Here is a 12,760-nt window from a genome sequence, read left to right on the forward strand (position 1 = left end):
GGGCTGCGCCGCTACGATACCGCGGGTATGCACGAATTCGCCGAGGTGATCGCGCTGGGCCGGCGCTTCGAGACCGAGCACTCGGCCGCTGCGGCCGCGGCGACAGTTGGGCCGGCGCTCGACGACATCGGACTGATCGTCTTCACTTCAGGATCCACCGGCAGGCCGAAGGCGGCCATGATGAGCTGGCGCGGCCTGGGCACTGCGGCGCGCGGGCTCAACAGCGTGCTGGGCTGTACCGAACGCGATTCGCTGGTGTCCTACCTCCCGCTGTGCCACATGGGCGAGCAGATGTTTTCGCTGCATATCCCGATCGCCTTCGGTGCCGTCGTCAATTTTGCGGAGAGCCTGCGCACTGTGCAGGAGGATCTGCGCGAGCTATCGCCCCGCATTTTCTTCGGCGTACCGCGCATCTGGGAAAAGTTCCATTCGTCGATTCAGAACAAGTTGCGCGAGGCGGGCGGTATCCGACTTTGGCTCTATCGCCGGGCGATGCGCTCGCTGGACGACACCGCGGCGACCCCGCGCGCGCAATGGAGCCTTGCACAACGCGCCCGTTGGGCTGTCTGGTATGTGTTGGTGCTGAGGGCGCTGCTCAACTTTCTCGGGCTGCGGCGCTGCCGGGTTGCTGTTTCCGCCGCGGCACCGATCGCTCCCGAGGTGTTGCGATTCTTTCGCGTGCTGGGCGTACCGATTCGCGAGGCCTACGGAATGACCGAGGCTTCTGGCGCCACGACCATGCAGCCCGGGGAGGGCTCGCCCGTCGGGACGGTGGGCGTGCCCTATCCGGGCGTCGAGGTCGAGCTGGCGGAGGACGGCGAGATCCTGATCCGCGGGGAGATCGTTTTCCGCGGGTATCTGAAGAACGACGAAGCGACCCGTGAGGCGATTGATGCCGAAGGATGGCTCCACACAGGCGACGTCGGCCGCTGGGACGACGGGCCGACCGGGCGCGAGTTGCGCATCGTCGACCGCAAAAAGGACATCATGATCACCGCCGGGGGCAAGAACATCACGCCATCGGAGATCGAGAACGCGATGCGCTTCTCGCCCTACATCAAGGAAGCGATCGTGATCGCCGACCGCCGGCATTTTGTGTCGGCTCTGATCCAGATTGACTTCGAGACCGTGAGCAAGTGGTCCGAAGAGCACGGTCTGATCTACACGACCTTCCGCAGCCTGGTCGAGAACTCGAAGGTGCGCGATCTCATCCAGCGCGAAGTCGATCTGGCGAACGCGAAGATGGCGCAAGTTCAGCAGATTCGAAAGTTCCATCTGCTAACCAAGGAACTTGACCATGACGACGGCGAAGTCACGGCGACGATGAAAGTACGGCGCAAGGCTGTGTTCGAGAAGTATGCGCAGGTCATTGAGGAGATCTATGTCTGATCTTGCCGAGGCGGTTGCCGGGGTTCTGGTCGAGCGTCCGGAGCCGGCCATCGCGTTGCTGCGCCTGAATCGACCCGCGAACATGAATGCGCTGGGCGACGACACAGTGGCCGCAATCGTCCGGTTGCTCGACGCCGTTTCGGCAGACCCCGAAGTGCGGGTACTGGTAATCACGGGCGAAGGCAAGGGCTTCTGCGCGGGTTTCGACCTGGGGCTGGCGGCTGAGGCGCCCGGTACCGCCGAACTTGGCGAGACCGCAGCCTGGATGATGCGCCAGGAGTCCTTTGCGTCGCTGGTGACGCGGTTGCGTGCATTGCGGCAACCGGTGATCGCGGCGGTGAACGGTTCGGCAAGTGGCGCGGGTCTCGGCCTGGCATTGGCTGCGGAGATCCGCATCGCCGGCCGCTCCGCGCGCTTCAACGCGGCCTTCGTGCGGGTTGGCATGTCGAGCTGCGACATCGGAGTGAGCTGGCTGCTACCGCGCTGCGTCGGCCTGTCGCGCGCTTTCGATATTATGCTCACCGGGCGCATGGTTGACGCCGTCGAGGCCGAGCGCATCGGGCTGGTGTCCGAGGTCGTCGACGACGCGCAGTTGATGCCGAGGGCCATGGAGACGGCGCGGATGATCGCCGCCAACAGCGCGTTCGGTGTGTGGATGACCAAGCGCGGAACCTGGGCCAATGTCGAGGCCGGCAGCCTGCAGGCTGCGATTGAACTCGAGAACCGGACGCAGATCCTCGCGCGGACGACGGGCGAACTGGGGCGTGCGGCTGAAGAGCTGCTCGCGCGGCGCAAGCGCGGCAGCGAGGGGAGCCTATGAACGAAGACTTGCAGTCGGCGCTGAAGAGTACCGTCTATCTCGACGCCGACCATCCGGCGGTGCGTGCCTTTGCGCTGACAGCCGCGGCTAAGGCGGGCAGCGACCGCGAACGCGCGGTGGACCTCTACTATGCGGTGCGCGACGGGTTTCGCTACGATCCCTACAAGATTGACCTTTCGATCGACGGCCTGAAGGCTAGCCGCGTGTTGTCGGACGGATTCGGCTGGTGCGTGCCCAAGGCAATCCTGTTGGCCGCCGCGTGTCGCGTGGTGGGCCTGCCGGCGCGCGTCGGCCTGGCCGACGTCCGCAATCACTTGTCAACCGCGCGGCTGCGCGAGACGATGGGCAGCGACATGTTCTACCGCCATGGCTACACCGCGATCCATCTCGATGGCCGCTGGATCAAGGCGACGCCGGCCTTTAATGTCGAGCTATGTCGGAAGATGGGACTGCATACCCTTGAGTTCGACGGCCGCGAAGACTCGATTTACCACCCCTATGACCTCGAAGGGCGGCGCCACATGGAGTACGTGACCTTCCACGGCGAGTTCGACGATTTCCCACGTGACGATCTGCTCGAGACCTTCGCCAGGCACTATCCGAACCTGCCTCGGCTGGACAAGGCGAATTGGGATCAAGACGTCGACGCAGAATCGGCAGGGCATTGACATGGCTGGTCCGTTGGACGGCATACGGGTACTCGAGATGGGGGCCATTGGTCCTGCGCCGTTCGCCGGCGCGCTGCTGGCAGATTTGGGCGCCGATGTCGTGCGCGTCGACCGGCCACCGATGGCAAAGGCGCCCGCTGAATTGCCTCCGAGGCTCGACTTCTACAACCGCAACAAGCGATCGGTGGCACTGAACCTCAAGGACCCGGCGGCGGTCCAGACGGCGCTGCAGATGGCAGGATGTGCCGACATCCTTCTCGAAGGATTTCGACCCGGCGTCATGGAGCGCCTGGGCCTTGGCCCCGAGAGCTGCCTCGAGGCCAACTCGCGCCTGGTCTATGGCCGCATGACTGGCTGGGGCCAAGACGGACCGCTCGCGCAGGAGGCGGGTCACGACATCAACTATCTCGCGCTGACGGGCGCCCTTCACTGCATCGGGGCGCGGGGGCAGGCCCCTGTGCCGCCGCTGAACCTGGTGGCGGATCTCGGTGGGGGCGCGATGTACCTCGTCGTCGRCGTGCTCGCTGCGCTGCACGAGGCGCGGGCGTCCGGCGAGGGCCAAGTCGTCGATGCGGCAATGATTGATGGCGTCACTAACCTGATGTCGGCGTTTCAGGCCTTTCGCCAGTTCGGCAGTTGGACCGACAAGCGGGGTGACAACTTGATCGACGGCGGTGCTCCGTACTACGGGACCTACGAGACGCGGGACGGCAAGTACGTCGCGGTGGGCGCGATCGAACCGCATTTCTATGCGGTATTGCTCGAGGTAGTAGGCCTGGCGCAAGAGGTGCTGCCTACGCAGAACGATCGCACAGCCTGGCCCTCAATGCGGCAACGCTTCGCGGAGGTTTTCAAGACACGGACACGCGACGAGTGGGTGCATGCCATGGCAGGGCGCGATGCCTGCTTTGCGCCCGTTCTCGACATCGACGAGGCGCCACTGCATCCACACATGCGGGCGCGCGAGGTTCATCAGCGCTTCGATGACGTTACCCATCCCAGCCCCGCACCCCGCTTTAGCCGGAYGTCGGCGACGTTGCGACGGCCCGCGCCTGTGCCAGGGGAGCACACCATGGACGTCCTCGCGGAATGGGGCATTGTTAGTACGAATGCCTTCGGGAAAACCTGATGGTACACATGCATACGTTATAGTACAGTATTGAATGAGCCTAACGGCGGATCCGAAGCTGTCGCTCGTGCCGTTCAGGACTTTGATCGAGGAGTGACTTCGCGATGGTATTGACCGATGACCAGAGGGCGCTACAGGAGACTGCTCGTCGCTTTGCGCGGGAGCGCCTACTGCCCGACTACCAGAAGCGCGAGAAGCTGGGCGTGCTCGATCGCGAGCTCGTCGCAGAGATGGGCCGGCTCGGCTTGCTCGGCGTCGACCTTCCCGAAGAGATGGGTGGTCTAGGTGTGGACGCAGTGACCACCGGCCTAATTGCGGAGGAACTCGCGTATGGCGATTTCAACATCAGCGCGGTGCCTGTCGGAATTTCGTTGAATGCCGCGATCCTCGTGCGTCACGCGCAACCTGAGGTAGCGAATGAATGGGTGCCTAGGATGACGCGCGGTGAGGCGATCGTTGCGATCTGCCTGACCGAGCCGCGCGGGGGCTCCGACGCAAGCAACCTGCAGTTGAAGGCGCGACGCGAAGGCGACCACTACGTGATCAATGGCGAGAAGACGTCCATCACGTTCGCCGACCGCGCCGACGCCTACCTCATATTCGCCCGCACCGGTCGACCTGACGAAGGAGCGAAGGGCGTCACGGCCTTCTTTATCCCGAGCGACACGACGGGTATTTCACGTACCCATTTTGACGACGTCGGCAGCGCCATCATCGGCCGCGGCTCGGTGTTCTTCGACGACGTCAGGGTGCCGTTGAGCCACCGTCTCGGCGACGAAGGCAAGGGCTTCACRCAGGTAATGCAGGGCTTCGACTACAGCCGCGCGTTGATCGCGTTGCAATGCTGTGGCGCCGCGCAGGCGTCGCTCGATGAAGCCTGGGCCTACGCGGCCGAGCGCGAGGCCTTCGGGCGACCGATCGGGCAGTTCCAGGGGGTGAGTTTTCCACTTGCAGAGGGCGAGACGCACATCGCCGCAGTACGGCATCTGGCCTACCATGCGTTGGCGCTGCGCGACGCCGGTCAGCCGCACACCTCCGAAGCTGCGATGGTCAAGTGGATGGGGCCAAAGACCGCCTTCGACGTGATCCATCAATGCCTGCTGACCTTCGGGCATTACGGCTGGTCGAAGGACCTGCCTCATCAACAACGCCTGCGCGACGTGATGGGCCTGGAGATCGGCGACGGCACAGCGGGCGTCATGAAGCTCATCATCGCGCGCCAACGCATCGGCCGTGCCGCGGTGCAGTACTGACAGCCAGGAGAAGCCATGGGCTACCAATCCGTTTTCCGCCCTGACCTGTTCGCGGGCCAGACCATTATCGTGACCGGCGGCGGCAGCGGCATCGGGCGCTGCACCGCGCACGAACTCGCGTCGCTCGGTGCGCATGTGGCGTTGGTCGGACGCTCGATCGAGAAGGTCGAGGCGGTCAGGGCCGAGATCATCGAGGACGGGGGCAGTGCCAGTGCACTGGCGTGCGACATCCGCGACGAGGCGGCCGTCGGCGCAACGATCGATTCCGTGCTGCAGAAGCAAGGCCGGCTCGACGGCTTGGTCAACAACGCTGGCGGTCAGTACCGCGCGCCGATGAAGACGATCTCGACCAAGGGCTTCGAGGCTGTGGTGCGAAACAACCTGACCGGGGGCTTCATCTTCATGCGTGAGGCCTACAACCGCTACATGGAGGCCCACGGCGGGGCGATCGTTAACATGATCGCCGACATCTGGAACGGCTGGCCTGACATCGCGCACTCCGGTGCGGCCCGCGGCGGCATGCTGACACTGAGCGAGACGGCCGCCTGCGAGTGGGCCGGCTCGGGCGTGCGCGTCAACACCGTGGCACCGGGCGGTATTGCATCGAGCGGCTTCGATACCTACACGCCCGAGGCCAAGGCCAAGATCCTCGAATTCACCGACGTGGTTCCGTTGCGTCGGTTTGGCACCGAGGCGGAGGTATCGGGTGCCATCGTCTACTTGTTGTCGCCGGCTGCGGCCTACATTACCGGCTCGTGCATCCGCATCGACGGTGGAACGCCCAACCTGCGCAACAACTGGAAGCTAGAGGCGAGCAGTCGCAACCAGGCATTCACGGGCTTCCATCGGGCGGTGACGCCGGATCTGCTGCGATGAAGTTGATCCTTGTGCGACACGGTTGGCCCGACGAGGACCATGCGGAGCTGCCGCACGATCCACCGTTGCGGGCCGAAGGGCGTCAGCAGGCCCTCGCCGTGGCCGAGCAGCTCGCGCGAGAGGGCATCACGCACATCGTCAGCAGTCCACAGCTGCGGGCGCAGCAGACCGCAGCTTCGACGGCCAAAAGGCTGGGTTTGCCGGTTCGCACCCTCGACGGTTGGGCAGAGGCTGATCGACACCTGCCGCGCTACCGTTCGGTCGACACACTGCGCGCCCAGGGCGAAGCCGAATGGCAGCGCTTTCTGGCCGACCCTCTGCGCTACCTGGGCGTCGATGCCGAAGTCTTCCGCGCCGCCGTGCTTGATGCACTGGCCAAGACCGTCGAACACGGCGGTGCCGGCGGGCACACGGCTGTCTTCACGCACGGTCTTCCGATCAGCCTCGTCCTCTCGCATGCGCTCGGGCTCGATCGGATCGTCCGCTTCGGGCCGGGCTATGCCTCGATCTCGCGCTTGCTGGTGCGCGACGTGAGGTCGATCGGCGTCGTCAGCATCAACGAAACCGGCCACCATGCGTGGTCACGGGCATCGAACGAATGAACACCATCGACGACGAGGCCACCTTGCAACGCAGGATCGAGGCGTACCTCACACAGCAAGTCGGCTCTGCGGTCGAGGTCGGCGCGATTCGCCGCTTCCCGGTCGGGTTCTCGTGGCTGACCTATGCCGTTCCTGTCAGCGGGCTGCCTGGCCACGAGGGCACGAAGGAACTGATTCTTCGACTCGGTCCCGACTACGGCCTGTTCGCTCCCTACAGTTCGGCGCCCCAGGTACTTTCGATGCGTTCGCTTGAAGGCAGCGCGGTACCTGTGCCCGAGGCCTACTGGAGCAGCGACGATGCCAGCATCCTCGGCGCGCCTTTTCTGTTTTGCGAGAAAGTGTCCGGCGATGCCGTGGTGCCCTGGGTATCGGCCAGCGAGCCCGCGCTCGAAGACGGCTACCGGCGAGGCTTGGCCGAGGACTTCATCGATGCCCTCGCGGCGCTGCATTGCGTGCCCTGGCGGGAGCGTCCGATCGCCGCAATGGCACACGGCATCGATGCAACGAATGCGGCGCGGCTCAACGTCGAATACTGGGAAACGCAGATCGCACGCTGGGCGATGCGTCCCTATCCGATGGCACAGTGGGGCATCCGCTGGCTCAAGGCGCATTGTCCTGTTGCGCCGCGCGTCGCGATCGTGCACGGCGACTATCGCACCGGCAACTTCCTAGAGCATGGCGGGCGCATCACTTCGATCCTGGATTGGGAACTGGTGCACTTGGGCGATCCGCATGAAGACCTCGGCTGGGCCAGCCTCCCAATGTACATGGGTGGCAGCAAGCTCATCAGTCGACTGGCCGAGCCCGAATGGTTCTATTCGCGCTACAGCGAAAAGGTGGGCTTCGAGGTGTCGATGGCGTCGGTGCGCTACTACCAGGCGTTGTCGCTGCTGAAGCTCGCCGCCACGCACATGGCGGCGGCGCGCTGTTTCGAAGAAGGCCGCTTCAATGACATGCGCATGCCGGCCATGGGCAGTCAGATTGCCACGTGCCTGCGCCAGATGGAGAAAACGATCGAGGCTTCCGCATGAACAATTCCTTCCACCGGCTGATCGATGGCATGTGCGCCACATTGCGCAGCGAAGTGCTGACTCGGATCGACGACGAGTTCGCTCGCGGTCAAGTGTTTGGTGTCATCAATCTGCTCAATACGTTCAAGGTGCGTGCAGACTGGTCCGCGGGCTTTCTGCTGCAGCAGATCGCCACTCAACGACAGGTGCTGAGCGCAGTCGAGCACGTGGTTGCCAAAGGCCCTACCGCCGATTCGTTGCCGACGCTACCGCGGGAAATTGAACCTGTACCCACGCCGATCGATGCGTTGCTGGCGATGCGCGACCGTCAGAACCTGCAGATCGAGACATTGCTCGCGTGGCTCGATGCGCAGCGTGGCCAGCTCGGATGCGATGCAGYCCTGCAGATCGAGACCTTACTGAGGACTGCGATGCGTGAGGAACTGGGCATCGAGCTGAAAAACTCGCCTCGACCGCTGTTCGCCGAGATGTCCAGCGGCCAGGAAGGCTGACAAGCCCTTAGATCGGCGGATGCGCCTGGACGGACTCGTACATTTCGAAGCCCTTGCCGACGCCGTACTCGATGATGCCGTAACCTACGTCGTCGCCGTCGCGCACCTCGACCACCTGGTCGGCCAGCGTGCGCACGAGCTTGCGCGTGCTTGGATCGGCGAGGTCCCACACCTCATGCTCGATGTAGAGCTTGCCGCGGTCATCGCCGTGGAACCATCCATTGAGACCGCCGTACAGACCACCTTTCAGGTAGTACTTGGTCGGCAGCACTCGAACCGATATGGGCCGCTCGCTCCCGTCGGCAAATCTGAGATGCAACACGGCGGATTCCATCGACTGTCCGTGAGGATCGTCTAGCCACCGGGCCTCGTGCCGCACGTCGACCAACTGATGGCGCGATGACGCTTTGGTGCCGATGGCAAATACTTCTTCGCCCGACAGATATATCTTCTCTCCGGGCCCGCGCTCCTTGAAGAAGATATGCAGCCCGCGATCCTTGAACTGTGCTGTCGTCCAGCAATAGAAAAAGGGCGGATAGAACGTCAAAGGGGGACTGGTCTCATCGGTGCGCATCTCGGATCGGACGCCCCATGAATGATCACGCTGTCCGAGCCAGCCATCGACCTCGACGCGTCGTCCATCGAATTCGAGCCAACCGGTATAGCGACCCAGTTGCTGAGCGCGCGCCATGTTCTCGGTGACGCGCCCGTCGCGGCGGCGCAGATGCGCTTTCTCTTCGTGCGGATTGACGGTGGCGTGAAACTCGATATCGCAGCGAAGCCCTGAGTCGTTCTCCTCCAACACCATGCGATGGCGGCGCAGGCCTTCGAGTACGCTGATCGACAGCGGACCCACTCGCGTCGTCAGCGGGTCCGGCCGCAGGCGCCGTGAAGCGCGGAAGTTCCATTGCCGACCGGGTACCGCTACGCCCGCGAAGGCGTCCATCACATTGCGGTTCGGGTGGTAACCCAAGCCGATGTCGAAAATGATCTCACTACCCGGGATGGGATGCCCGGTGTACCAGAGCCGCTCCATCCAGGCGGGGTCGCTGTTATCGATCTGATCGAAAGTGGTCGGCAACTGGTGGCCGATGAGGTCGTCCTGAGGTGTCAGCATGGGCGGCGTGGCCTTCGGGGAATTACGAATGCCAATGGTAATTCACAAGCGTACAGTACGCTATAGCACTTACCATGATCCAACCGGAGGCATACTTTCATGAGTTCGACTTCTTCGATCCGCGTCGAGATGCAAGATGGCCTTGCCATCGTCAGTCTGGCCCAGCCCGAACGCGGCAATCCTTTCGACGGCGACTTTACGCGGGACTTCAAGCAGGTGTTCTGCGACCTTTGGGACACAAGGGGACTGCGCGCCGTTCTGCTGCGTGCTGACGGGGTCAATTTCAGCGTCGGGGGTGATCTTAAGAAGTTTTATCCGATCCGCGATAGCCTGGGGCCGCTGGTGCGCCGCTGGACGGCAGACCTCCATATGGGGCTGCAGCGGGCGTGGCAGCTTCCAGTACCGATCGTCGCTGCAGTGCAAGGCTTCGCGATGGGGGGTGGTGCGGCATTAATGGCTGGATGCGACGTGGTCGTGGCAGGTGAGTCGACCCGTATCGGATCGGCTTTCGCGCAGCTCGGCTTCAGTTGCGACTCGGGCTCGAGCGCCACTTTTACCGCGCGGATGGGGCCGTCGCGCGCGCGGCGCTTCGTGTTGCTGGCGGAAGTGTTGAAAAGCGATGCAGCAATGCAGGCTGGATTGGTCGATCGCGTCGTGCCCGATGAGTCCCTTCAGGATGAAGCCATGACGATGGCGAAGGCATTCGCAAGTGGCCCGACGGTCGCGTACGCAGAGACCAAACGCCTGTTCCTGCGTGCTGGTGCCGCCCACATTGAATCCCAGTTGGAGGACGAGGCCTTGACCCTCGCCCGAGTAGCGTCAACGACGGATGCGCAGGAAGGCATTGCGGCCCTGACCGAACGCCGGAAGCCTGTGTTTCGGGGCGCCTAAGCCGTGGCATTCAAGCACATCCTCGTCGAGCGTTCAGACGAAGGTTTTGCCACGCTGATCTTGAACCGTCCCGACAGGCTCAATACGTTGTCGATTGGGCTGCGTCAAGAAATGGCGCAGGCGGTTGATGCGCTTGAAGCCGATGCGGCAGTGCGTGTGCTGATTCTCACGGGGGCGGGCCGTACATTCACTGCGGGCCTGGACCTCGACGAATGGGCCGCGCCAGGCGTTGTGGCAGCTGGCGCCTACGAATACGATGCGGTCGCTGCGCTTTTGCGCTTTTCCGGTCCGTTGATCGGTGCGATCAACGGTCTTGCCGTTACTGGAGGGCTGGAGATCGCGCTCGCTTGCGATGTGCTGATCGCGTCCACGGAGGCCCGTTTTGCCGACACGCATGCGCAAGTCGGCCTGCTGCCTGGTTGGGGAGGATCAGTACGGTTGGCCGGGCGCGTTGGCTTGAATCGCGCCAAGGAACTCGCGCTGACCGGACGCTTTCTTGGCGCGGAGGAGGCTGCGGCATGGGGTATGGTCAACCGAGTCGTGGCGCCCGACCGCTTGAGATTCGAAGCTGAGGCGATGGCTCGCCAAATGCTGATTGTGGTGCCCGATGCCCTGGTTGCCTACAAACGTCTGCTCGATGACGGAGCAGCATTAAGCTTCACCGAGGCCCTCCGCGTCGAGCGCGCTGCATCGCTCGCCATGAATGTGCCGGTTGGACGTTCCGAGATCGAAGCGCGTCTCGCACGGCTGCGGGAGCGCAAGGTGTGAGTGCCGATCGTCTGCCGATCTGGAACGGTGTCGACCTGGCCGAGTTGCTTGCGCTCGACACGCAGGCACCGATGCATTTCCGCAATCGCCTGGGTGATCCAAATTCACACGGCCGCGCCTTCGGCGGCCAAGTGCTAGCGCAGTCGCTCATGGCCGCGAGCCTGTCCGTGCCGGACGGCCGGCCCGTAACTGTGATGCAATTCATGTTCCTGCAAGGAACGGAGTACGACCAGCCGATCCATTTTCATGTGACAGCGCTGCAGGATGGAAAGCGGTTCTCCTCGCGCCATGTGCGCGGCGTGCAGGCTGGTGAGCGCACTGTGTTCGATGTGCAGGTCAGTTTCGCAGTTCCGAGCGACGGCCCTGATCACATGGCACCCATCGAACCTGTCGCGCGCGCGGAGGATCCTTTATCGATGCCGGGGCTGGGCGACCTTCCAGTCGATCTGGCGACGCGTGTGCAGAGCGTGCTCGGATACCTGCACGACGTGCGGCCCGTCCTGGACCTCCGCCTACCTCCGAAGTCTGCGCGCATGGAACTCGAACTTCCGGCGCCAAAGTTCCGCTTCTGGGCACGTGTCGGTCATCGATTGGCCGATGATCGGCATCTGCACGCAGCCGCTTTCGCATACCTTTCGGACTGGTGGTTCAACTACGGAGCTGTCGGTGGCCACTTGGATCCGCTAGCAGCACGCGGTGAAAAACTTTATGTGGCAAGCCTCAATCACGCGCTGTGGCTGCATCGGCCGTTTCGCGCGGACGAATGGCTTCATTTCGACACCTCGAGCCCAAGTGGTTCTGATGGCCGCGGACTTGCTATTGGCCGGGTGCACGACCGTTCGGGCCGGCTGGTCGCTAGCGTCACGCAGGAATGCCTAATGGCATCTGCCGCGCAATCAAGCAAGAGTTCTTTCAGCGCATCCGCGCGACATTCGGGGCCCTCATGAAGAAGATTGTCCAAGCATCGGTGTGCATTTCACTGGCTGTCGCGTCCGCTTTGGGATTTGCTCAAGCCTACCCATCGAAGGCGATCAAGCTCATCGTTCCCTATGCGGTGGGTCAGGGCACCGACATCGCTGCGCGCTATCTGGCAGACGAACTCTCGAAAGAGCTCAACCAGGCGATCTTCGTGGATAACCGGCCCGGTGCCGGTGGCAATGTCGGCACTCAGATCGCGGCCCGCGCGCCCGCAGACGGCTACACACTGATGGTCGGCACCAACGTGACGCACGCGGCTAACTCCTTTCTCTACACCAACCCCGGATTCGATCCGCAGGTAGACTTCGAGCCGATCGCGATGGTGGGCATCCTGCCGCTGGTGTTCGTCACCTCGCCGACCAATCGGGTCAATAGCGTGCCGGAGATGGTGCGCGCCTCACGAGCGAAGCCGGACGCGCTCAACGTCGCGATTTCGACGACCACCTCCCGTGTGGCCTATGAGCTGTTCAAACAGCGAGCCGACGCCCCTTTGTTTCCGGTGGACTACAAGGGCAGTGCGCAAGCGATCACGGCCGTGCTCGGCAACCAGGTCGAGTACATGGTCGACACGATCAGCTCGCTACGTGCGCCGATCGCAAACGGACAAGTGAAGGCGCTGGGTATTACCTCCGCGAAGTCAAGCAAGCTTTTGCCCGGCGTGAAGTCAGTGGCGGAGCAGGGCGTTGAGGGGTATGAGCTGGTTGGATGGACCGTGATATACGCTCCCAAGGGCCTCTCGCCCGAGAC

15 protein-coding genes are annotated in these 12,760 nt (G+C 63.3%); 13 read left to right on the forward strand and 2 right to left on the reverse strand.

Features of this window, described 5'->3' with window-relative positions:
* Positions 1 to 11: 11 nt before the first annotated feature.
* Positions 12 to 179, reverse strand: a complete 168-nt coding sequence (locus AC1DY5_RS21730; protein WP_478114680.1) for a hypothetical protein — start codon at positions 177 to 179, stop codon at positions 12 to 14.
* Between AC1DY5_RS21730 and AC1DY5_RS21735 the strand changes: the two genes are divergently transcribed.
* The 9 genes from AC1DY5_RS21735 (at position 136) to AC1DY5_RS21775 (ending at position 8,259) form a co-directional block, all read left to right on the forward strand.
* A complete protein-coding gene (locus tag AC1DY5_RS21735; protein ID WP_478114678.1) occupies positions 136 to 1,389 on the forward strand; it encodes an AMP-dependent synthetase/ligase in 1,254 nt (417 codons plus the stop codon). The genes AC1DY5_RS21730 and AC1DY5_RS21735 overlap by 44 nt on opposite strands.
* A complete protein-coding gene (locus AC1DY5_RS21740) occupies positions 1,382 to 2,209 on the forward strand; it encodes an enoyl-CoA hydratase/isomerase family protein (protein ID WP_478114657.1) in 828 nt (275 codons plus the stop codon). The genes AC1DY5_RS21735 and AC1DY5_RS21740 overlap by 8 nt, the downstream gene beginning before the upstream one ends.
* 8 nt (positions 2,210 to 2,217) lie before the next feature.
* Positions 2,218 to 2,877: a transglutaminase-like domain-containing protein gene (locus tag AC1DY5_RS21745; protein WP_478114658.1), complete on the forward strand. Its 660-nt coding sequence runs from the start codon at positions 2,218 to 2,220 to the stop codon at positions 2,875 to 2,877.
* 1 nt (position 2,878) lies between these two features.
* Positions 2,879 to 4,006, forward strand: a complete 1,128-nt coding sequence (locus AC1DY5_RS21750) for a CaiB/BaiF CoA transferase family protein (protein WP_478114660.1) — start codon at positions 2,879 to 2,881, stop codon at positions 4,004 to 4,006.
* 104 nt (positions 4,007 to 4,110) lie between these two features.
* Positions 4,111 to 5,259, forward strand: a complete 1,149-nt coding sequence (locus AC1DY5_RS21755; protein WP_478114661.1) for an acyl-CoA dehydrogenase family protein — start codon at positions 4,111 to 4,113, stop codon at positions 5,257 to 5,259.
* Positions 5,260 to 5,274: 15 nt separating this feature from the next.
* Complete coding sequence (locus AC1DY5_RS21760; RefSeq protein WP_478114662.1) at positions 5,275 to 6,135, forward strand: SDR family oxidoreductase; 861 nt, start codon at positions 5,275 to 5,277, stop codon at positions 6,133 to 6,135.
* Positions 6,132 to 6,737 (forward strand): histidine phosphatase family protein, encoded by a 606-nt coding sequence (locus tag AC1DY5_RS21765; protein ID WP_478114663.1) that lies wholly within the window; start codon positions 6,132 to 6,134, stop codon positions 6,735 to 6,737. Before AC1DY5_RS21760 ends, AC1DY5_RS21765 begins: the two co-directional genes overlap by 4 nt.
* Positions 6,734 to 7,768, forward strand: coding sequence for a phosphotransferase family protein (locus AC1DY5_RS21770; protein WP_478114665.1), 1,035 nt, complete (start codon positions 6,734 to 6,736; stop codon positions 7,766 to 7,768). Before AC1DY5_RS21765 ends, AC1DY5_RS21770 begins: the two co-directional genes overlap by 4 nt.
* Positions 7,765 to 8,259: a hypothetical protein gene (locus AC1DY5_RS21775; protein ID WP_478114667.1), complete on the forward strand. Its 495-nt coding sequence runs from the start codon at positions 7,765 to 7,767 to the stop codon at positions 8,257 to 8,259. Before AC1DY5_RS21770 ends, AC1DY5_RS21775 begins: the two co-directional genes overlap by 4 nt.
* Positions 8,260 to 8,266: 7 nt before the next feature.
* On the opposite strand, the gene AC1DY5_RS21780 is transcribed toward AC1DY5_RS21775, so the two are convergent.
* Positions 8,267 to 9,376, reverse strand: coding sequence for an Rv3169 family protein (locus AC1DY5_RS21780; RefSeq protein WP_478114668.1), 1,110 nt, complete (start codon positions 9,374 to 9,376; stop codon positions 8,267 to 8,269).
* 99 nt (positions 9,377 to 9,475) lie between these two features.
* Between AC1DY5_RS21780 and AC1DY5_RS21785 the strand changes: the two genes are divergently transcribed.
* The 4 genes from AC1DY5_RS21785 to AC1DY5_RS21800 all read left to right on the forward strand — a co-directional run.
* Positions 9,476 to 10,267, forward strand: coding sequence for an enoyl-CoA hydratase/isomerase family protein (locus AC1DY5_RS21785; RefSeq protein WP_478114670.1), 792 nt, complete (start codon positions 9,476 to 9,478; stop codon positions 10,265 to 10,267).
* 3 nt (positions 10,268 to 10,270) lie between these two features.
* Complete coding sequence (locus AC1DY5_RS21790) at positions 10,271 to 11,035, forward strand: enoyl-CoA hydratase (protein ID WP_478114672.1); 765 nt, start codon at positions 10,271 to 10,273, stop codon at positions 11,033 to 11,035.
* A complete protein-coding gene (locus AC1DY5_RS21795) occupies positions 11,032 to 11,982 on the forward strand; it encodes an acyl-CoA thioesterase (protein WP_478114674.1) in 951 nt (316 codons plus the stop codon). The genes AC1DY5_RS21790 and AC1DY5_RS21795 overlap by 4 nt, the downstream gene beginning before the upstream one ends.
* Positions 11,979 to 12,760: Bug family tripartite tricarboxylate transporter substrate binding protein (locus tag AC1DY5_RS21800; protein ID WP_478114676.1), on the forward strand; the 782-nt coding region annotated here is incomplete at its 3' end. The genes AC1DY5_RS21795 and AC1DY5_RS21800, both read left to right, overlap by 4 nt.

Source organism: Variovorax sp. P4_D9, from assembly GCF_056401695.1.

Coding starts and splice junctions, on each gene's coding strand:
- AC1DY5_RS21760 (WP_478114662.1), top strand. CDS start 5,275: ATGGGCTACCAATCCGTTTTCCGCCCTGACCTGTTCGCGGGCCAGACC.
- AC1DY5_RS21785 (WP_478114670.1), top strand. CDS start 9,476: ATGAGTTCGACTTCTTCGATCCGCGTCGAGATGCAAGATGGCCTTGCC.
- AC1DY5_RS21740 (WP_478114657.1), top strand. CDS start 1,382: ATGTCTGATCTTGCCGAGGCGGTTGCCGGGGTTCTGGTCGAGCGTCCG.
- AC1DY5_RS21730 (WP_478114680.1), bottom strand. CDS start 179: ATGGCCGCCTTCGGCCTGCCGGTGGATCCTGAAGTGAAGACGATCAGT.
- AC1DY5_RS21780 (WP_478114668.1), bottom strand. CDS start 9,376: ATGCTGACACCTCAGGACGACCTCATCGGCCACCAGTTGCCGACCACT.
- AC1DY5_RS21765 (WP_478114663.1), top strand. CDS start 6,132: ATGAAGTTGATCCTTGTGCGACACGGTTGGCCCGACGAGGACCATGCG.
- AC1DY5_RS21770 (WP_478114665.1), top strand. CDS start 6,734: ATGAACACCATCGACGACGAGGCCACCTTGCAACGCAGGATCGAGGCG.